The following is a 20,538-nucleotide window of genomic DNA, read 5'->3' on the forward strand; positions in this document are numbered from 1 at the left end:
TTCGACGCAAAGGCTTTCGCTTGTTCCAGATTCTGAAGGGTACATTCGCCGTCTTCTTGGTCGTGTTCGTGTTGCCTGTCGCCGCGACCTCGGCATGGTGGGCGATGCTGGACCGCCCTGCCTCATGGCGTGTCGCAAACTGGCAATCCAGCGGCGTGCTTCCGCCCGCGAAGGCGCCCGGGGCCGCCATCCATGTACTGGCGGCGCGCACCGGCGGTCTCAAGGGTGCTCTTTCGGTCCATAGCTGGATTGTCATCAAGCGTCCGGGCGAAGCGAACTACGAGCGCTACGACAAGGTCGGCTGGGGCATGCCGATCCGGCGCAACGGCTATCCCGCCGACGCGCACTGGTACTCGAACCGGCCTTTCTTCGTCCACTCCATCACCGGAGAAGAGGCCGAACGTCTTGTCCCGCAGGCCGAAGCGGCGATTGCCAGCTATCCTTGGCGCAACAACGGCGATTACCGTATCTGGCCGGGACCAAACTCCAACAGCTTCGTTGCCCATGTGCTGCGAGAGGTCCCCGGCATCGGCATTAGGTTACCGCCAAACGCGACCGGGCGCGACTATGCCCCCGGGTTTGCCTCCGTGCGGCTCGCACCCGATCGGCGGGACCTTCATGTCACGCTGGGCGGCCTCGCCGGCTTCGCCGTTGGCGTTCGCAGCGGGCTGGAGGTCCATCTGCTCGGTGTCGTCGCCGGCGTGGATTTCGTGAACCCTGCGCTCAAGGTGCCGGCATTGGGCAGCATCGCCGTCGCCGACATCTGGTAGACTTCATTTCCGGTGCGAGAGCACGTTGAGCAGCTTGCCGGCCGGATCCTCGATGAAGAAGCGCCGCACGCCCCAGGGCTCGTCGGTCAGGTCGTGGATGAACGTGCAACCCATCGCCTTCGCGCGGCGATGGGCTTCGTCGACGTCGTCGACCTCAATCGAAAGGTTCGGCACGGGCGCGCCTGCTCCGCCTTCCGACATGACGCTGACTTGCGGGTTCGTGGCGGCATCGGTGGCAAGGGTCGCGATCCAGCCGAGATCCATAACTATTTCGAGCCCGAAGAGCTCGGTGTAGAAGTCGCGAACCTCGGCAACCTTCTCGGCCGCGATGTTCGGAACGATGCGTAGAACCATCATGCCGTCAGCTCCCGGCTGAGAATCCAAAGATGGCCGAAAGGGTCGCGCAGGCGACCTTCCCGCTTGCCATAAGGACGATCCTTGATCGGGATGACGATCTCCGCGCCCTCGGCCTCCATCCGAGCAGCGACAGCGTCGCAGCCGTTCAGGTCAAGTTGCATAAGGACCGGAGAACCGCCCAGCGTGATCGGCGAGGTCCATCCCCATTCGGGCACCTCTTCGCTCAGTGAAAAGGAAAAATCTCCCGAAGCCAATCTGGCAAAGGCCACACGTCCGCGTGGCTCGGCAAAGCGTTCGATGAGCCGGGCCCCAAGTGCCTTTTCAAAGAAGCCGATCGCGGCATCGGCGTCACGAACGATCAGGCGGGGAAAGGCCGCCCGCGGGCTGGCAACATCTGGCATGGCGATCTCCTGCAGCTATTGAGGGCCCCGGCATTAGCGTCATGAGCAGTGATGCGTCTTGAACGAAAAGCTACGCGGAAGGATCGCGAACGTGGCCGGCATAGGGTCGATTGCTCGCGCGCAGGCGACCGGGCGTCATGGCCGCGAACTGCTCGATCTCGCGCGTCATGTGCGACTGGTCTGCGAAATCCGCATCGAATGCCAGGTCGCACAGTGAGGAAGCCGGCGTGAGACGCCCGAGCGCGTCGCGAAACCTCGCGATCCTGAGGTAGCGCTTCGGCGTCATGCCGACATTGGCGACGAAGAGTTTCCTGAAGACGTACGGTGAAAGCCCTTCGCCCGCGCAAACGTCCTTGATAGCGACACCTTTCCTCATGCGCTCGATGGCGCTGGCCAACAGTGCGGCCGCCGTCAGCTCGCGCAGGCGGCTTTCGACTTCCGCTTCGAGGAGATCGAGGCGTGCATCATGCGATTCGAGTGCTTTCAACCGCGTCTGGATCTGCCCGGCTTCATCACCCCAAAAGCGGGAGAGGTCGATGAGCTTGTCGGTCGTCCGGTCGACCACCGGGCCAAAGAGCGCGCCTGCACCGCCCGGCCGGAGGCTCACGCCGCAGGACGACACCTGCGACGCGCGCGCTATGCGGCGCGGCTGCGTCGACGGCCCCTGCAGCACATGCATCAAGCCGGAGCGGGGTTGCGGCGCTGTCGGGTCATGCTCATCGAGCGGAACTTGAAAGCTGAAGATGATCTGCGCCCGGCCCGACGGCAGCAGCGTCTCGAAGCCGTCCGCAGCCGGATCCGATACGCACCAGAGCCGGTCGATGACGAGCTTCGTCGCTTCGTTCTCCGGCTCGCGTGCCGTCAGCATTCCTCTTCTCCGGTCGATTGCCGCCGCCTTGCGGATGCTAGTCGGAGAAAGCCCCGGCAAGCGCGGTGCGCAGCGTGTTCTCGTCGCCTTCCGCGCCATAGCGGATGTCGTCGATCACGTAGACGCCACCCTCGCCCTTGACGAGCACCAGCCGATCCGTCGCCTTCGCGCCCTCCTCATCAGGAAATGCGTAATTGACCTCGGCGATGATCTTGTCGCCTTCCACGACGGATTCACCCGGCTCGCAGACGGGCGCGTAGTCCTGGAAGCCCTGATAGGGAACGCCATCGCCCAGCGGCGGCTTCTCGTCAGGCGTTTCGGCTTGTATCGCCGCGTTCTTCTCCAGCGCCGCTGTGACCAATTCGGTCAGTCCCGGGCTCAGCAGGTAGATGCGCGCCGCGCCACCATCGGCCTCCCGCAGGCCGCAGAATGCCTGCACATAGGAGTCGACATCATCATCCTGCGCCGAGGCCACACACGTGGTGGCAAGCGTCATCGCCAGGACAGCAGCCCATTTCCTCATCTCGAATAATCTCCTGTCTTATGAATTGTCGTGGCGAATAATGCCGGCCGCCATGAAGCCGCCGTCCACCGCGATCGTCTGGCCGGTGATGAAGCTCGCCTCGGGCGAAAGCAGGAACGCGATCGCTGCTGCAACCTCGTCCGGCTCCCCGTAGCGCCCTTGAGGCAGGCGATCGAGCCATTGCCTGCGGGCGTGCTCGCCATGCAGCCGCGCGACCATCGGCGTGTCGATCGGTCCCGGCGCCACGCAATTGACCCGCACCTCGCGGGTGGCAAGCTCCACCGCCATCACCTCCGACATCAGCCTCACACCCGCCTTCGAAGCGCCATATGCGCAGCGACCGTGATTGGCCCGCAGCCCGGACACGGACGCGATGTTGACGATCGACAGCGTCTCGGCCTTCCGCTCCACCGCCGCCTTCGAGGCGATGAGCGTGCCGACGAGATTGACGTCGAGCACTTCGCGAAACTTTTCGGCCGTGGTTTCCATGACCGACACGTCCATGGCTATGCCGGCGGAGTTGACGAGCCCGCCCAGCGGACCAAGCGCATCGACGGCCTGGTCGAAAGCCTCGGCGACCATCTCCTCGTCGGTGACGTCGACGCCGATGAAGACCGCGTTCTCGCCCGAAAACATGTCCTCGGCGGCGACGAGCGCCACGGGATCGGAATCTAGCACGGCCACCGGCCAACCATCGTCGAGGAGCCATTCGACAGTGGCAAGGCCAATGCCGGATGCGCCCCCAGTGACGATGGCGGATGGCTTCATTTGATCCGTTCGAGGATGGACACGTAGTTGGCGACGGCAGCGCCGCCCATGTTGAAGATGCCGCCCAGCTTCGCGCCCTCGACCTGGATGCCGCCGGCTTCGCCGGTAAGCTGCATCGCGGTCAGCGCATGCATCGAAACGCCCGTGGCCCCGATCGGATGACCCTTGGCCTTGAGCCCACCGGACGGATTGACCGGCAGCCGGCCGCCCTTCTCGGTCTGGCCTTCGAGCGCCACCTTGCCGCCCTGCCCCCGCGGAGCCAGCCCCATCGCCTCGTACTCGATCAGTTCGGCGATTGTGAAGCAGTCATGCGTTTCGACGAAGGACAGGTCGTCGAGCGACACACCTGCCTGTTTCAGCGCGCGCTCCCAGGCTGCCTCGCAACCCTCGAACAGCAGGATGTCGCGCTTCGACATCGGCAGGAAGTCCTGTACGTGCTCGTTGGCGCGGAATGCGACGGCGCGCTTCATCGACAACGCGGTGGTCGCGTCTGTCAACACGATCGCTGCCGCCCCATCAGAGACCAGCGAACAGTCGGTGCGCTTCAACGGGCCGGCGACGAAGGGGTTCTTCTCGCTTTCGGTGCGGCAGAACTCGTAGCCGAAATCCTTGCGCATATGCGCATAGGGGTTTTCGACGCCGTTCTTGTGGTTCTTGGCCGCGATGCGGGCGAGCGCGTCCGATTGGTCGCCATGGCGCTGGAAATAGGCGGCCGCGATCTTGCCGAACTGGCCCGCGAATCCTGCCGGAATGTCGCCTTCTTCAACGACGTAAGAGGCTTTCAGAAGGTTCTTTCCGACCTCGGGTCCCGGCGTCGTCGTCATCTGCTCCACGCCGACCACCAACACCACGCGGGCCGCTTTCGCTTCCAGCGCACGGATGCCCTGGCGTACGGCTGCGGAACCGGTCGCGCAGGCGTTTTCGACGCGGGTCGCCGGCTTGAAGCGCAGCCGGTCATCGGCCTGAAGAACGAGGCTCGCGGTAAAGTCCTGCGCGGAGAAACCTGCGTTGAAATGGCCGAGAACGATCTCGTCGACATCCTCAGGCCCGATGCCGGCGTGCTCGAGGGCGTCGTTGGTTACCTTGACGATCAGGCTTTCCACGGTTTCGTCGGAAAACTTGCCGAACTGCGAATGGGCCCAGCCCACGATACAAGCTGTCATTCTTCTCTCCCTAGCTTCAGCATAACATGGCCGATCCGCTTCGGCGCATACTTATATATTGTTCAACGATGAACTGTTTGTGCGCCGCCGTAAAGTCTTTTTCGCAAGCGCGAACAGACCGTTTTTATTGATTGATTGATCAATCAATAATAGGCTCCCTTCAGGAGTCGCTATGCCCAAGATCGGAATGGAACCCCTGCGCCGCAAGGCGCTGATCGATGCAGCCGTGCTCGCCATAGGCGAACGCGGCTCGCTCGACGTGACCATGTCGGAAATCGCCACGCGCGCCGGCGTTTCGGCAGCACTCGCGCATCATTATTTCGGCGGCAAGGACGACCTGCTCGAAGCAACCATGCGGCACATACTGCGCGAGCTCGGCAGGGATTCCGTGGCCGCGCTTGCCGGCGTCGCGGACCCGCTGGGCCGCGTCAGCGCGGTGATCGCGGTCAACTTCGCGCACAGCCAGTTCCGCCGCGAAACGATCGCGGCCTGGCTCGCCTTCTACGTCGAAGCGCAGCGCTCCGCCCCGATGCGCCGCCTGCTGCGCGTCTATACGCGCCGGCTTCATTCCAATCTCATGAGCGGGCTGCGTGAGCTGCTGCCCGAGCGCGAAGCGGAGCGCACCGCCGAAGGAATCGCGGCATTGATAGACGGGCTCTACATCCGCCGCGCGCTCGTGGCTGGCGCGCCGGATGCGGCAAGCGCCGTCGCGCTCGTCGAAGACTATCTCGAAACAAGGCTGACAAGGGAGACCGCGCGTACATGACCGGCAGGCCGAACATTCTCGTCATCATGGTCGACCAGCTCAACGGGACGCTGTTTCCCGACGGGCCGGCCAACTTCCTGCATACGCCGCACCTGAAGGCGCTGGCGCAGCGTTCGGCCCGGTTTGCCAACAACTATACCGCCTCGCCGCTCTGCGCACCCGGCCGTGCTTCCTTCATGAGCGGCATGCTGCCGTCACGCACCGGCGTCTACGACAACGCTGCCGAGTTCGCTTCGTCGATCCCCACATTTGCGCATCATCTGCGCATGGCCGGCTACCAGACCTGCCTTTCCGGCAAGATGCACTTCGTCGGACCGGACCAGCTTCACGGCTTCGAGGAAAGGCTGACCACCGATGTCTATCCCGCCGATTTCGGCTGGACTCCCGACTACCGCAAGCCGGGCGAGCGCATCGACTGGTGGTATCACAATCTAGGCTCCGTCACCGGGGCCGGTGTGGCCGAGACGACCAACCAGCTCGAATATGACGACGAGGTGGCGCACCATGCCGTCCAGAAGCTCTACCAGCTTTCCCGCACGTCGCAGGATGAAGCGCGCCGTCCGTGGTGCCTGACCGTCTCTTTCACCCACCCTCACGATCCCTATGTCGCGCGCCGCAAATACTGGGATCTCTATGAGGATTGCGAGCAGCTCGAGCCGGAGGTCGGTTTCATCTCCTACGAGCGGCAGGACCCGCATTCGCAGCGCCTTTACAAGGCCAGCGACTACGATTCCTTCGACATCCAGCCAGAGGACGTTCGACGCTCGCGGCGCGGCTATTTCGCCAACATCTCCTATCTCGATGACAAGGTTGGCGAATTGCTCGACACGCTCGAGCGCACGCGCATGCTGGACGACACCGCCATCCTGTTCTGCTCCGATCACGGCGACATGCTCGGCGAGCGTGGCCTCTGGTTCAAGATGAGCTTCTTGGAAGGTTCGGCGCGGGTGCCGTTGATGATTGCCGGTGCCGGAATCCCGGCCGGCCGACATGACAGCCCGGTATCGAACCTCGACATCCTGCCCACGCTTTGCGATCTCGCCGGCGTGGATTTGAGCGCGGTCGCACCCTGGGCCGATGGGCAGTCGCTACTGCCACTGACACGCGGCGAGCCGCGCGCTGAACCGGTCCTGATGGAATATGCCGCCGAAGGATCATACGCCCCGCTGGTCGCGATCCGAGAGGGACGCTGGAAATTCGTCCATTGCGAGCTCGATCCGCCGCAACTCTTTGATCTGGAGGCCGATCCGCGGGAGTTGACCAATCTCGCGGCCGATCCCGCCCATCAGGCCACCGTCGCGCGGTTCATGGAGACGGTGCGCGCCCGCTGGGATCTGGCCCGCTTCGACGCCGAGGTGCGTGAAAGCCAGGCTCGGCGCTGGGTTGTCTACCCGGCGCTACGCAACGGCGCATACTATCCGTGGGACTTCCAGCCGCTGCAGAAGGCGTCCGAGCGCTACATGCGCAATCACATGGACCTGAACGTGCTGGAAGACCGCCAACGCTTTCCAAGGGGAGAATGAGATGATCACCGTATGGGGCCGCGCAACATCTTCGAATGTCCAGATCGTGATGTGGGCTTTGGCCGAGATCGGCCTGGCATGCCACCGCATCGACGCAGGGCACAGCTTCGGAAAGGTCGACACGCCTGAGTTTCGGGCGATGAATCCCAACGGCCTCGTGCCGGTGCTCATCGACGGCGACGCCGAGCCCTTGTGGGAGAGTGCTGCGATCGTGCGCTACCTCGGAGCCAAGTATGGCTCCGGGACGTTCTGGCCTGCCGATCCGTTGGAGCGCGCACAGGTCGACAAATGGGCCGATTGGATCAAGACAAGCTTCGGCCCTGTCTTTCTCACGGGCGTCTTCTGGTCGCTGCTCCAGAAGCCGGAAAACCGTGATGCCGCCGCGTTCATGGCCGCCGTGGGAAAGCTTAAGCCGCTGGCTCGAATGCTCGATGCGCGGCTCGCGGAAGGTCCATATCTCGGCGGCGACGAACCCTGCTTTGCCGACATGATCGTCGGCACTCTGCTTTATCGCTATTTCACGCTCGACTTCGACCGCGCCGATACCCCCAACCTGCGCGCCTACTACGACAGGCTTGTCGCCCGCCCAGCCTATGCCGAGCACGTGATGGTTTCCTACGATGTGTTGAGGGCAAAATGATCCCGGATCTGGACCATCTTCGTCGCGCCTATGCGGCAACCTCGCAAGCAACGCAGGTTACGCCGCTGCTTGAATCGGCCGCACTTGCGGGGCTCACCGGCGCGGCGCGCGTCTTCGTCAAACCGGAGTCGCTGCAATGGGCAGGCTCCTTCAAGGTGCGCGGCGCCTACTGGCGGCTGAAGCGGCTTTCGCCGGAAGAAGCGAAACGCGGGGTCGTCGCCTACTCGTCGGGCAATTTCGCGCAGGGCTTGGCGGCTGCCGGTCAGTCGCTCGGCGTGCCAATCACCATCGTCATGCCCATCGACGCGCCGAAGGCCAAGAGCGACGCCACGCGCGGCTACGGAGCACGCGTGGTCCAAACGGAGCATGGCAGCCGGGCGCGGGAGGAAGTCGCTTTCGAGCGTGCACAGCAGATCGCAGCAGAGGAAGGCCTCACCCTTCTCCATCCGTTCGACGATCCCGAGGTCGTGGCCGGCCAGGGCGGCGTCGGCATCGAAGCGATCGACCAGCTCGCCGCACGCAATGCGGCGGCCGACATCGTCTTCTGTCCCGTGGGCGGCGGTGGGCTGATTGGCGGCGTGGCACTCGCCTTTCACTACCTTTCGCCGACAACCGAAATCGTTGCCGTCGAACCCGACGGTTTCAACGGCATGGGCACATCGCTGTCGAAAGGCGAAATAGAGACGGTGCCGCTCGGCGGCCCTTCGATCTGCGACGGTCTGATGGCACGTCGCCCGGGCGTCGCCCCCTTCGCCGCGATCACGACAGCCGGTGCCCGCGCCGTTACAGTATCGGATGCCGAGGTCCGGCAGGCAATGAAGCTCGCCTTCGAGCGACTGAAGCTGGTGCTCGAACCTTCGGGCGCCGCCTCCCTCGCCGCCCTGCTTTCCGGCAAGGTGGACGTCGCCGGAAAAACTATCCTCGTGGTCTCGTCGGGCGGCAATGTCGCGCTGGCCGATTTCATGCGGCATGTCGGCGATGCTTGAAGCGGATTTCGTCATCGTCGGCTCGGGCTCGGCGGGCGCAGCCATGGCCTACAGGCTGTCGGAGGACGGCAAGCACTCGGTGATCGTGATCGAGTATGGCGGCACCGACATCGGCCCATTCATCCAGATGCCGGCTGCCCTGTCCTTCCCGATGAACATGAGCCGCTACGACTGGGGCTTCCAGAGCGAGCCCGAGCCTCATCTCGGCGGGCGGGTGCTGGCGACGCCGCGCGGCAAGGTGATCGGCGGCTCGTCGTCCATCAACGGCATGGTCTACGTGCGCGGACATGCCCGCGATTTCGACCACTGGGCGGATGAGGGCGCGGCCGGCTGGGCCTACGCCGACGTGCTGCCCTACTACAAGCGGATGGAAAATTCGCATGGCGGCGAAGATGGCTGGCGTGGCCATGACGGCCCTCTCCACGTTCAACGCGGACCGCGGAAGAACCCGCTCTATTCGGCCTTCGTCGAGGCGGGCCGGCAGGCCGGCTTCGAACTCACACCCGACTATAACGGCGCCAAGCAGGAAGGCTTCGGCCCGATGGAGCAGACGATCCATAAGGGTCGCCGCTGGTCCGTCGCCAACGCCTATCTCCGCCCGGCGCTGAAACGCAGAAACGTGAATCTCGTCAACGGCTTCGCGCGGCGTGTGGTCATCGAGAATCAACGCGCCGTCGGTGTGGAAATCGAAGCTCACGGAAAGATTCAGGTCGTTAAGGCACGACGCGAGGTGGTGCTTGCCGCCTCCTCGATCAACTCGCCAAAACTGCTGATGCTTTCCGGCATCGGGCCCGCCGACCATCTGCGGGAAAACGGCATCGCTGTCGTCGCCGACAGGCCAGGAGTCGGCCAGAACCTGCAGGATCACATGGAGCTCTACATCCAGCAGGAATCGCTCCAGCCGATCACGCTCTATTCGAAGCTGAACCTGTGGTCCAAGGCGCTCATCGGCGCCGAGTGGCTGTTCTTCAAGTCTGGCCTTGGCGCGAGCAACCATTTCGAGGCGGCCGCCTTCCTGCGTTCGGCTGCAGGCGTCGACTATCCCGACATCCAGTATCACTTCATCCCCGTCGCCATCCGCTATGACGGCAAGGCGGCGGCGAAGGCGCACGGCTTCCAGGCCCATGTCGGGCCGATGCGCTCCAGGTCGCGCGGGGTCGTCACGCTTCGCTCGGGCGATCCCAGCGAAAAACCGCTCATCCGCTTCAACTACATGTCCCACCCTGACGACTGGTCGGACTTCCGCCACTGCATCCGGCTCACCCGGGAGATTTTCGGACAGGCGGCGTTCGATCTTTATCGCGGCCGCGAAATCTCGCCCGGCGAGCACGTTCAGAGTGACGACCAGCTCGACGATTTCATCCGGGAGCATGCGGAGAGCGCCTACCATCCGTGCGGCACCTGCCGGATGGGATCTGCCGACGACCCCCGGAGCGTTGTCGACCCGGAATGCAGGGTGATCGGCGTTGAGGCGCTGCGTGTGGCGGATTCCTCGATCTTCCCGCGCATCACCAATGGCAATCTCAACGCGCCTTCCATTATGGTGGGCGAAAAGGCGTCCGACCACATCCTCGGCCGCCAGCCGCTCAGCCCGTCCAATCAGGAGCCGTGGATCAATCCACGCTGGCAAACTTCCGACCGATAGGAGTTCCGGTATGCGCGCCCAGCCCAAGGCATCGCACTACATCAACGGCCGTTTCGTGGACGACGAGCAAGGCCAGCCACTCGAGGTGATCTATCCCGCCACCGGGGAGGTGATCGCGCGGCTGCACGCGGCGACCGGCAATATTGTCGAACTTGCAGTCGAAGCCGCACGCGCCGCCCAGGAGCAATGGGCCCGTATGCGCCCCGCCGAGCGCGGCCGCGTCCTGCGTCGCGCAGCCGAGCTGCTCTACCGGCATAACGACGAGATCGCGCGGCTTGAAACGCTGGATACCGGCAAGCCATTGCAGGAAACCACGGTCGCCGATCCTGCATCGGCAGCCGAGGCCCTCGAATTCTTCGGCGGCGCGGTTGCGGGCTATCACGGCGAATATGTTGACCTCGGCGGCGGCCCCTTCGGCTACACGCGGCGCGAGCCGCTGGGTGTGTGCGTCGGTATCGGTGCGTGGAATTATCCGATCCAGATCGCTGGCTGGAAATCGGCGCCGGCGCTGGCCATGGGCAACGCCATGATCTTCAAGCCGTCCGAGGTCACGCCGCTATCCGCGCTCCGGCTTGCCGAGATTTACACGGAAGCCGGTTTGCCTGCGGGGCTTTTCAACGTCGTTCAGGGCTTCGGCGACGTTGGCGCCGCACTGGTCGCGCACCCGGCAGTCGCCAAGGTCTCGCTGACGGGCTCGGTGCCGACCGGCAAGAAGGTTCTGTCGCTGGCCGGCTCGCACATGAAGCACGCGACGATGGAACTGGGCGGCAAGTCGCCGATCATAATTTTCGACGACGCCGACGTGGAAAACGCCGTCAGCGGCGCGATGCTTGGCAATTTCTATTCCACCGGGCAGGTATGTTCGAACGGCACCCGCGTCTTCGTGCAGGACGGCATCTATGAGCGTTTCCTCCAACGCCTGACCGCCCGCACGAGCAAGATCGTCATCGGCGACCCGCTCGACCCTGACACTCAGATGGGACCGCTGATCAACAAGGCGCAGCACGATAAAGTCACGGACTACATCGAGATCGGCAAGTCGGAAGGCGCCAAGCTCCATTATGGCGGCACCGTGCCCCAGCTTCAGGGTTTCGAGAACGGCCTGTTCGTGGAACCGACCATCTTCACCGCCGTGACCGACGACATGCGCATCGCGCGCGAGGAAATCTTCGGGCCGGTCATGAGCGTGCTCTCCTTCTCCGACGAGGTCGAGGCGATCGAACGCGCCAACAATACCGAATTCGGGTTGGCGGCCGGCGTGTTCACACGTGATCTGCCGCGCGCGCACCGGGTGATCGGCGAGCTCCAAGCGGGAACCTGCTGGATCAATACCTACAATCTAACGCCGGTCGAACTGCCTTTCGGCGGCGCCAGGCAGTCCGGCATTGGCCGCGAGAATTCGCTGGCCGCGCTTTCCCACTACTCGCAACTCAAGTCGGTGTACGTGGAGACGGGGGACGTCGACAGCCCTTACTGACGCTCGGCGTATAAATAGCGATTGTCCGCCGGTTCGGGCTTGCGGGCGATGCGGCCGAACGCTATAAGCCCGGCCTGCTGGTCACGGAGTGTAGCGCAGCCTGGTAGCGCACCTCGTTCGGGACGAGGGGGTCGCAGGTTCAAATCCTGCCACTCCGACCAGCGTTTTCAGACATACTCCTGGTGCAACCCAGCTCCGTTTTGTCACACGGGACGATGCAAACTCTTGTTTGCAGAGGGGCGCATCCACCGCTAATATTGATTTCTCAGCGGGTTACAGGGGGCCAACTTGAAACTTCACCAGCGCGGTGTTGATCTTTTGCTGAACGTGCAATCGGCTCTGGAACATCTGGATGCATTGCCTGCGCATGAAGTGAGAAACCTGCTGATCGAGACAGAGATCGTGTTGCGCGACCTGCTCGCGCGCGATCGCCCGGTGCAGCAGGCGAGCGAAAAGGCTTCTCAACCGGGTGCTGCGGGCAGCTAGGCGGAATTAGACCCACTGCTCGCCGGTCAGGGCGACAAAAGACCGCCAATGCACGGCTAGATTGAACGAACGGGCAATAAGGGGTAGCCATCCTTCTGCGCGACTCGCGCCGGGAGAGAGGGAAGCCCCGCGATGGAATTCATCATCCTCATAGCCGCCATCGCGGTATTCGCCGTGCTGCGCAAACAGCACACGCGTCTCGGTGAGCTGGAACGTCAGGTGACCGCATTGCAGGCACGGGTCGCTGCCGACAGTTCGATGGCCGCGAACGCAGCGCCCGCGGCGGTAACGGAAGCAAAGCCTGTTTCCATCGAAGACGGCACTGTCGAGCCTGCTGAACCCGCGCCGGTCGAGGACAGCGAGCCCGATAGTGAGGAGCAGTCGCCAAGCCCGTGGGCGCAGGCTGCGGCGCGCGCCACAAACGACGAAGCAGCGGCAACCGCCCTGCCCTACGTCACGGAGGTGACTCGAAAGCCGGATCTTGAAACGACGCTTGGCACGCGTTGGGCTGTCTGGGTCGGGGGTCTTGCGCTGGCGCTGGGCGGTGTCTTCCTTGTCCGCTACTCGATCGAGGCCGGCATATTCGGCCCCGGCGTACGGCTCACTTTCGCCTCCGTGTTCGGCGTGCTGCTGGCCGGCGCGGGCGAACTGGCAAGACGGCGCGGCTTCCAATCGCCTGTTGGAGGGCTGGATGCCGCCTATATCCCCGCCATTCTGACGGCCGCCGGTGCCTTCACACTGTTTGGCGCCACCTACGCTGCTCATGGAATCTACGGTTTCATCGGGCCGACTGTCGCGTTCGTGCTGCTTGGCGTATTGGCGCTGGCCACCGTCGCCGCAGCGCTCATTCACGGGCAGGCGCTCGCCGGCCTCGGGCTTCTTGGCTCCTACCTAACGCCGTTACTGGTCGCTTCCGACGCGCCGAGCGCGTGGACGCTGTTCATCTACCTGGCGATCGTGCTGGGCGCGGCCGTTGCCGTCGCTGCCACAAGGCGCTGGCAGTTGCTGGCATCAGGCGCATATCTGGGCGCTGGCCTGTGGAGCGTCGCCTATCTCGCCGGCGCTCCCGTACCTGAGGCGGGCCCACTCGTATTCCTGCATCTGGTGGGACTTGCCGTTCTCGGTGGCATCTGGCTTGCCAGACGGTCCGATGCCGACACCACCCGCACGACCGATGCCGCGTCCGTGGTCGCTGCGATCTTCGCCGCGCTCATGGCACTCAATGCAGTGAATCTCGACGGCGCGACCTCCAGCAATGTCTGGGCCGCGGCGTTGATAACCGCCATGCTCGGCGTGGCCGCATGGCGCGCCCGCGCGGTTGCGATGCTGCACGCAGCCGGACTGGCGGCAATCGTCCTCCAGGGCCTGCGCATTCTGAATGGCGATTTCATTTTCGACCTCTATGGCGGCCGCTTCGCCATGGACGGAATCTGGGCCGATGTCGGCGCCGGCAGCTTCGCGCCTTATGCCGCCGCCATCGCGATCCTGTTTTTTGCCGGTGGCGTTGCGATGGCCAGGCGTTCGGTCGCAACCAATTCTGTTCAGGCGTTGAGCTGGGCGTTTTGGGCGGCGGTGGTACCAGTCGGTACACTCGCGATCACCTGGTTCCTCCACGGCAATCTCAACATCGACTGGCGTTTTGCCGCAGCGGCATTCGTCCTTGCGGGAGCATTGGGTGCAGCGGCAGAACTGGTCGCCCGAGCCGAGCAACCACCGCAGACCGGCGGCTGGGCGGTCACCTTCCTCGCAGCAGGCGCTGCGGCAGCCATGTGCCTCGCGCTCGTCACCGGTTTCGGTCCGGTACTGACAACAGTGCTGTCCGGCGTCGCCGCGGCTTTGCCGGCTGCGTTGACACGACTGCGGCGGTGGCCTGTGCTCGGCTGGCTATCAACCGGCTTCGCGGCGGTGACGCTTGGCAGGGTGATTGTCGATCCGACCATCGCCGGTCCGGAATTCCTCGGCACGACGCCGTTCTTCAACGCGCTGACGCCCGGCTACCTGCTGCCTGCTGCGGCATTCGCCTATGCCGCATGGCAACTGCTGCGCACCACTGATGGCAGGGCGCGGCTGACGATGGAGGCATTCTCGGCGCTTTTCGCGCTGGTCGGCGCAGGCATGCTGGCGCGGCACGCGATGTACGGCGGCGTCATCGACGCGAGCGAGCCGACCCTCGGGGAGCAATCCATCTACACACTGATCGCCATCGGCGGCGGCGCGGTGCTGCTGGCACTCGACAGGCGCTCGCCGAGCCCCGTGTTTCAATGGGGCTCTATAGGGCTCGCCGTGTTGTCGGTCCTGTTCATCGCGAGCGCGCATTTCATCGGCCTCAACCCGCTGCTCACCAACGAGTCCACGGGCACCATTCCAGTCGTCAACCTTCTGCTGCTTGGCTATCTGATGCCCGCGATCGCGCTGGCGGCGCTGGCATGGCGCGCGCGGGGCATCCGGCCGGACTGGTACGTCGCGATGCTGTCCATCTGTGCGGCAGCGCTCGGCTTTGCCTACGTCACGCTTTCCGTGCGTCGCCTTTTCCAGGGTGAGTTCATCGGCGCGTGGAAGGGCATGGGCGAAGTCGAGGCCTACACGCACTCCGCCATCTGGCTGGTGCTCGGCGTACTCCTGCTGGTCGCCGGGCTACGCTTCGGTTCGCGGGCCCTGCGTCTCGCCTCGGCGGTGCTGGTCGTGGTGGCTGTGGCCAAGGTCTTCGTCTACGACATGCGCCAGCTTGAAGGCGTATTGCGCGCCCTCTCCTTCATGGGGCTGGGCGGCGTGCTGATCGGCATCGGCATGTTCTACCAGCGCATGCTGGCAACGGCCAAAAACTAACCCGCCCCGGCGTCTGGCCGAGGCGGGTTACAGGCACGTTCAGTGGAAACTAGGCGAAGTCGAGCACCCTGTCGTCCTCGCCTTCACGGATCCGCGTCGGCAGGCCGATCCTGTCGAGCACCGCGAGGAACGGACGCGGCGGCAGGTCTTCGACATTGGCCATCTTCTTCACGTCCCACTCTCCGGTCGCAATCAGCATCGCGGCCGCGACCGCAGGAACGCCGGCAGTGTAGGAGATGCCCTGGCTGCCAACCTCCTCGTAGGCTTCCTTGTGGTCGGCCACGTTGTAGATGAAAACCTCGCGCTCTTTGCCGTCCTTCACGCCCTTGACCAGGTCGCCAATGCAGGTCTTTCCGGTGTAGCTCGGCGCGAGCGACGACGGATCGGGCAAGACCGCCTTCACCACCTTCAGCGGCACGACGTCGAGGCCTTCCGCGGTGGTGACCGGCTGCTCGGAGAGGAGCCCCAGGTTGTTGAGCACGGTGAAGACGTTGACGTAGTGGTCGCCGAAGCCCATCCAGAAGCGTACGGTCGGCACGCCGAGGTTCTGCGACAGCGAGTGCACCTCGTCGTGCCCGGTCATGTAGGTCGTGCTGGTGCCGACCACCGGCAGGTCCCATTCCTTGCGGACCTCGAACATCTTGTTCGAAACCCACTCGTTGCTCTGCCAGGACCAGACCTGTCCCGTGAACTCGCGGAAATTGATCTCCGGGTCGAAATTGGTCGCGAACCAGCGGCCATGGCTGCCGGCATTGACGTCGATGATGTCGATCGTGTCGATGCGGTCGAAATATTCGTCATGGGCGAGCTTGGCATAGGCGTTCACCACGCCAGGGTCGAAGCCCGCGCCCAGAACGGCCGTCACACCGGCCTTCTCGCATTCCTCGCGCCGCTTCCATTCGTAGTTGGCGTACCACGGCGGCGTCTCGCAGATCTTCAGCGGATCCTCGTGAATGGCGGTGTCGATATAGGCCGCGCCCGTCTCGATGCACGCAGACAGTACCGACATGTTGACGAAGGCCGAGCCCACATTGATGACGATTTCAGCGCCCGTCTTCTCGATCAGCGCCTTTGTCGCGCCGACATCCATCGCATCGAGCGCATGAGCCTCGACCCGGCCGTCTGTCTTGAGAGCCTTCTTCTCGTTGATCGAATTCACGATGGCGTGGCATTTCTCGACGGTTCGAGAGGCGACATGAATGTCGCCGAGAACGTCGTTGTTCTGCGCGCATTTGTGCGCCACGACCTGCGCCACGCCGCCGGCGCCGATGATGAGAACGTTTTTCTTCATTTCGGGGGTCTGTCTCCTTCAAGACTGCTTGAAACGGGACGGGCCTACGAAAGGCTCGCAGCATAATCGTCGAAGCCGAACTCGCGCACGACCTTTACGGTTCCGTCGAGCTCGCGCACCGCGATGGACGGCATCTTCACTCCGTTGAACCAGTTCTTCTTGACCATGGTATAACCGGCGGCATCCTGGACGGAGATTCGGTCTCCGACCTTGAGTTCGCCCGGGAAGCGAAACTCGCCGAAGATATCGCCCGCAAGGCACGACTTGCCGCACACCATGTAGGTGTGCCCGCCCTCGTTGGGTTCGATCTTGGCGGTCTCGCGATAGATCAGCAGGTCAAGCATGTGCGCTTCAATGGAGCTATCGACAATGGCGAGGTTCTTGCCGTTGAAGAGCGTGTCGAGCACGGTCACCTCGAGCGTCGTGCTCTTGGTGATCGAGGCTTCGCCCGGCTCGAGATACACCTGCACGCCATAGCGCTCGGCGAACGCCTTCAGTCGCGCGCAGAATGCGTCGATCGGGTAGTCGTCGCCGGTGAAATGAATACCGCCGCCAAGGCTGACCCACTCGACGCGCGACAGCAGCGTGCCGAACCGCTCCTCGATCTGGCCGAGCATTCGGTCGAACAGGTCGAAATCAGCATTCTCGCAGTTGTTGTGGATCATGAAGCCAGTGACCCGGTCCATCACCGCCTCGACCTTGGCAACGTCCCATTCACCCAGCCGGCTGAACGGGCGCGCCGGGTCGGCGAGATCGAAACTCGATGACGAGACCTGCGGATTGAGCCGAAGCCCGCACGCAATGTCGGTCGCCCGGTCGGCGAAGCGCTCGAGCTGGCCGATGGAGTTGAAGATGATCTTGTCGGCGTGGGAAACGACCTCGTCGATCTCGTGATCCGCGTAGGCGACCGAATAGGCGTGGGTTTCGCCGCCGAACTTCTCGCGCCCGAGCCGCACCTCGTTGAGCGACGAGGAGGTGGTGCCATCCATGTAGTCGCGCATAAGGTCGAAGACCGACCATGTCGCAAAGCATTTGAGCGCCAGCAGCGCCTTGGCGCCAGAGGCCTGGCGCACATGGGCGATCTTCTCCATGTTGGGCAGCAGCTTCTGCTTGTCGATCAGATAGTACGGGGTGGCAATCGTGGTCATCGTGCAATTCGCCTTCGGGTCTCGGGGCGGGTTATAGGCATGCGGGCGCGAATGGCAAATCCCGCACGGCCCATGGCAGCCTTTTGCCACATGCGCTTGACGGTGAGATCACACGGAAAACGGGTTCAGCAGGCCGCTACGGTGGCGACCTAGTCGCGTGGCAGCCGGCCTTCGGCAACGAAATGCGGGTTCGCGAAAGGTGCATCGCCTTCCGCTGTGCCCGCACCATAACGAAACGGCTTGCCGTCCAGAGTGCGGGTCATGCCGCCTGCTGCGCGCAGCACCGCGTCGCCTGCCGCGGTGTCCCACTGCATCGTACGTCCGAGGCGCGGGTAGAGGTCCGCCTCGCCACATGCGAGCAGGCAGAATTTCAGCGACGATCCGACGGACACGCGCAGCGCGGGCTCGTAGCGGCCGATGAAGGCATCGGTATCCGGCGTGTTGTGGGAGCGACTTGCGACGACGGTCAGCGGCGCGCAGCCATCGCGCACAACGATCGCACGACGGTCGCGCGCTTTATGGTCGGCATCGGTCGCAACCAGTGACGCCGAACCGGGATAGCCCGAATAGAGCTCCCTCCGCGCGGGTGCATAGACCACCCCGATGACAGGCGTGCCGTCACGCACCAGCGCAATGTTAACGGTGAAGTCGCCATTGCCGCTGACGAACTCACGTGTGCCGTCCAGCGGATCGACGAGAAAGAAGACACTGCCGACAGAATCGGGCGCGTGCCCCTCGGCGGCCTCCTCTTCGGCGACGACGGGAAAATCGGGAAAGTTCTCCCTCAGGCCCTTCAGGATGATTGCCTCGGCGTCCCGATCGGCTTCGGTCACCGGCGAGCAATCGGATTTCTCCTCGGCGGCAAAGCCACGGTCGCAAATTTCCATGATCCGCCGCCCCGCCTGCAATGCGAGCGGTTCGAGAACGGCAAGAACGGAACGGTCGTCTGGCAAGATCTGCATGGCCATCGCGATAGCTCGTTGGCGCGCCGTCAGCAATAGCCGCGCTGGCGCAACCAATTTTCCAGTTGGTCGGCCATCTCCTCCGGTGCATGCCCTGCCGTCTCCAGATGGACGTCGGCATTCTTTGGCGCCTCATAAGGCGAATCCACGCCCGTGAAATTCGCGATCTCACCCTTCAGCGCGCGCGCATACAGCCCCTTCGGGTCGCGCCGCGCGCACTCCTCGAACGGCGTGTCCACAAACACCTCGACGAATTCGCCGTCGCTCATCAGCTCGCGGGCCATCCGGCGTTCGGCACGGAAGGGCGAGATGAAGGAGACGAGCACGATCAGACCCGCATCGGCCATCAGGCGCGCCACCTCGGCCACCCGGCGAATGTTCTCCACGCGATCTTCCTCGGTGAAGCCGAGGTCGCGGTTGAGGCCGTGGCGCACATTGTCGCCATCGAGAATGTAGGTGTGACGCCCGGACGCGTGCAGCTTCTTTTCAAGCAGGTTCGCGATGGTCGACTTTCCGGAACCCGACAGGCCGGTGAACCACAGAACTGCGGGCTTCTGATGTTTCAGCTTAGCGCGGGCCTTCTTGTTCACATCCAGTGCCTGCCAGTGAATGTTGGCCGCCCTGCGCAACGGATGCAGGATCATGCCCGCACCGACCGTGGTGTTGGTGATGCGGTCGATCAGCACGAATGCGCCGGTCGTCCGGTCGTCGGCAAACTTGTCGAACACGAGGGGCGATTGCACCGAGATGTTGCAAACACCAACCTCGTTCATCTCTAGCGATTTCGCCGCCTCATGCGCGAAGTTATTGATATTCGTACGATACTTAAGTTCCGTAACGGTAGCGCCAACCTGGTCTGTCTCGGTTCTCAACAGATAGGACCGTCCGGGAATCAGGGCGTGCTCATCGAACCAGACGAGGTTGGCCGCAAACTGGTCGGCCACCTGCGAGCGCGCATCCGGCGCGACCAGCATGTTCCCGCGCGATACTTCAACCTCGTCGTCGAGGACCAGCGTCACGGCCTGCCCTTCGCGCGCGACGGAAATATCTCCATCGGCCGTCACGATGCGGCTCACGCGCGCGGTCTTGCCGGACTTGGCAATGACAACCTCGTCGCCCTGCCGCACAGTCCCGGAAGCGATGGTCCCCGCGAAACCGCGAAAATCCAGATTGGGTCGGTTCACATACTGGACGGGGAAGCGGAACGGCCGCTGCGCCTTGTCCTCATCGACCTTCACCGTTTCCAGATGCTCGATCATCGTAGGCCCGCGGAACCAGGCCGTTCTGTCCGAACGTGTCACGACGTTTTCGCCATAGCGTGCGGAAACGGGGATCGGCACGACGGAGGCGAAGCCAAGATCGGTCGCAAACGCGCGATAGTCCTCAACAATGCCGTCGAAGACCGCCTGATCGTGATCGACGAGGTCGATCTTGTTCACCGCCAGCAAAATGTGGCGAATGCCAAGGAGCGAGGCGATGAACGAGTGGCGGCGCGTCTGCGGTAGCACACCCTTGCGCGCATCGATCAGCACAATTGCGAGATCGGCCGTCGACGCTCCTGTTGCCATGTTGCGGGTGTATTGTTCATGCCCGGGCGCATCGGCGACGATGAACTTGCGGCTGGGTGTCGAAAAGAACCGGTAGGCGACATCGATCGTGATGCCCTGCTCGCGCTCGGCCTCCAAGCCGTCGACCAGCAGCGCGAAATCGATCTCGTCGCCGGTGGTGCCGTGCTTCTTGGAATCGCGTTCGAGTGTGGCAAGCTGATCCTCGAAGATCAGCTTGGTGTCGTAAAGCAGCCTGCCGATCAGCGTCGACTTGCCGTCGTCCACGGAACCGCACGTCAGGAACCGGAGCATCGACTTCTGCTCCTGCTCCGCGAGGTAGTCCCGGATATCGCTCGAAGCGGGCGAGCTATCAGCCACATTCTGGAGCATG

19 protein-coding genes and 1 tRNA gene are annotated in these 20,538 nt (G+C 63.6%); 10 read left to right on the forward strand and 10 right to left on the reverse strand.

Annotated features, from left to right (window positions below):
• Positions 1 to 20: 20 nt before the first annotated feature.
• Complete coding sequence (locus tag ACVJNE_RS12965) at positions 21 to 770, forward strand: DUF3750 domain-containing protein (protein WP_499566123.1); 750 nt, start codon at positions 21 to 23, stop codon at positions 768 to 770.
• Between the two features lie 3 nt (positions 771 to 773).
• Here ACVJNE_RS12965 and ACVJNE_RS12970 read toward each other — a convergent pair whose 3' ends face one another.
• The 6 genes from ACVJNE_RS12970 to ACVJNE_RS12995 all read right to left on the reverse strand — a co-directional run bounded on the left by ACVJNE_RS12970 (position 774) and on the right by ACVJNE_RS12995 (position 4,850).
• Positions 774 to 1,127 (reverse strand): VOC family protein, encoded by a 354-nt coding sequence (locus ACVJNE_RS12970; protein ID WP_499566125.1) that lies wholly within the window; start codon positions 1,125 to 1,127, stop codon positions 774 to 776.
• Positions 1,124 to 1,528, reverse strand: a complete 405-nt coding sequence (locus ACVJNE_RS12975; RefSeq protein ID WP_499566127.1) for a VOC family protein — start codon at positions 1,526 to 1,528, stop codon at positions 1,124 to 1,126. The genes ACVJNE_RS12970 and ACVJNE_RS12975 overlap by 4 nt, the downstream gene beginning before the upstream one ends.
• Positions 1,529 to 1,598: 70 nt before the next feature.
• Positions 1,599 to 2,396 (reverse strand): helix-turn-helix domain-containing protein, encoded by a 798-nt coding sequence (locus ACVJNE_RS12980; protein ID WP_499566129.1) that lies wholly within the window; start codon positions 2,394 to 2,396, stop codon positions 1,599 to 1,601.
• 37 nt (positions 2,397 to 2,433) lie between these two features.
• Positions 2,434 to 2,919, reverse strand: coding sequence for a hypothetical protein (locus tag ACVJNE_RS12985; RefSeq protein WP_499566131.1), 486 nt, complete (start codon positions 2,917 to 2,919; stop codon positions 2,434 to 2,436).
• 18 nt (positions 2,920 to 2,937) lie between these two features.
• On the reverse strand, positions 2,938 to 3,687 hold the full coding sequence (locus tag ACVJNE_RS12990) for an SDR family NAD(P)-dependent oxidoreductase (protein ID WP_499566133.1): 750 nt from the start codon (positions 3,685 to 3,687) through the stop codon (positions 2,938 to 2,940).
• Positions 3,684 to 4,850: an acetyl-CoA acetyltransferase gene (locus ACVJNE_RS12995; protein WP_499566135.1), complete on the reverse strand. Its 1,167-nt coding sequence runs from the start codon at positions 4,848 to 4,850 to the stop codon at positions 3,684 to 3,686. Before ACVJNE_RS12995 ends, ACVJNE_RS12990 begins: the two co-directional genes overlap by 4 nt.
• A 172-nt stretch (positions 4,851 to 5,022) precedes the next feature.
• Here ACVJNE_RS12995 and betI point away from each other — a divergent pair, with 172 nt between their 5' ends.
• The 9 genes from betI (at position 5,023) to ACVJNE_RS13040 (ending at position 15,199) form a co-directional block, all read left to right on the forward strand.
• The gene (gene betI / locus ACVJNE_RS13000) at positions 5,023 to 5,616 is read left to right on the forward strand and encodes a transcriptional regulator BetI (RefSeq protein ID WP_499566137.1); all 594 of its coding nucleotides are present in this window, start codon (positions 5,023 to 5,025) and stop codon (positions 5,614 to 5,616) included.
• A complete protein-coding gene (gene betC, locus ACVJNE_RS13005; RefSeq protein ID WP_499566139.1) occupies positions 5,613 to 7,139 on the forward strand; it encodes a choline-sulfatase in 1,527 nt (508 codons plus the stop codon). Before betI ends, betC begins: the two co-directional genes overlap by 4 nt.
• Before the next feature lies 1 nt (position 7,140).
• On the forward strand, positions 7,141 to 7,779 hold the full coding sequence (locus ACVJNE_RS13010; protein ID WP_499566141.1) for a glutathione S-transferase family protein: 639 nt from the start codon (positions 7,141 to 7,143) through the stop codon (positions 7,777 to 7,779).
• Complete coding sequence (locus tag ACVJNE_RS13015; RefSeq protein WP_499566143.1) at positions 7,776 to 8,765, forward strand: threonine/serine dehydratase family protein; 990 nt, start codon at positions 7,776 to 7,778, stop codon at positions 8,763 to 8,765. Before ACVJNE_RS13010 ends, ACVJNE_RS13015 begins: the two co-directional genes overlap by 4 nt.
• Positions 8,758 to 10,410 carry a choline dehydrogenase gene (gene betA / locus ACVJNE_RS13020; protein WP_499566490.1) on the forward strand — a complete coding sequence of 551 codons (1,653 nt, stop codon included), beginning with the start codon at positions 8,758 to 8,760 and terminating at the stop codon, positions 10,408 to 10,410. Before ACVJNE_RS13015 ends, betA begins: the two co-directional genes overlap by 8 nt.
• A gap of 10 nt (positions 10,411 to 10,420) precedes the next feature.
• Positions 10,421 to 11,887: a betaine-aldehyde dehydrogenase gene (gene betB / locus ACVJNE_RS13025; protein ID WP_499566145.1), complete on the forward strand. Its 1,467-nt coding sequence runs from the start codon at positions 10,421 to 10,423 to the stop codon at positions 11,885 to 11,887.
• An 84-nt stretch (positions 11,888 to 11,971) separates the two neighbouring features.
• Positions 11,972 to 12,048, forward strand: a tRNA-Pro gene (locus ACVJNE_RS13030).
• 127 nt (positions 12,049 to 12,175) lie between these two features.
• Positions 12,176 to 12,373 (forward strand): hypothetical protein, encoded by a 198-nt coding sequence (locus ACVJNE_RS13035; protein ID WP_368802570.1) that lies wholly within the window; start codon positions 12,176 to 12,178, stop codon positions 12,371 to 12,373.
• A gap of 132 nt (positions 12,374 to 12,505) precedes the next feature.
• Positions 12,506 to 15,199: a DUF2339 domain-containing protein gene (locus ACVJNE_RS13040; protein WP_499566147.1), complete on the forward strand. Its 2,694-nt coding sequence runs from the start codon at positions 12,506 to 12,508 to the stop codon at positions 15,197 to 15,199.
• Between the two features lie 49 nt (positions 15,200 to 15,248).
• Here ACVJNE_RS13040 and ACVJNE_RS13045 read toward each other — a convergent pair whose 3' ends face one another.
• From ACVJNE_RS13045 to cysN, 4 genes are all read right to left on the reverse strand, one after another.
• On the reverse strand, positions 15,249 to 16,490 hold the full coding sequence (locus tag ACVJNE_RS13045) for a saccharopine dehydrogenase family protein (RefSeq protein WP_499566149.1): 1,242 nt from the start codon (positions 16,488 to 16,490) through the stop codon (positions 15,249 to 15,251).
• Between the two features lie 44 nt (positions 16,491 to 16,534).
• The gene (gene nspC / locus ACVJNE_RS13050) at positions 16,535 to 17,638 is read right to left on the reverse strand and encodes a carboxynorspermidine decarboxylase (RefSeq protein ID WP_499566151.1); all 1,104 of its coding nucleotides are present in this window, start codon (positions 17,636 to 17,638) and stop codon (positions 16,535 to 16,537) included.
• Between the two features lie 149 nt (positions 17,639 to 17,787).
• A complete protein-coding gene (gene cysQ / locus ACVJNE_RS13055) occupies positions 17,788 to 18,606 on the reverse strand; it encodes a 3'(2'),5'-bisphosphate nucleotidase CysQ (RefSeq protein ID WP_499566153.1) in 819 nt (272 codons plus the stop codon).
• Between the two features lie 23 nt (positions 18,607 to 18,629).
• Entirely contained in the window at positions 18,630 to 20,537 is a 1,908-nt protein-coding gene (gene cysN, locus ACVJNE_RS13060; protein ID WP_499566155.1) for a sulfate adenylyltransferase subunit CysN, read from the reverse strand.
• Position 20,538: the final 1 nt, after the last annotated feature.

The organism is Mesorhizobium sp. DxT, assembly GCF_058448885.1.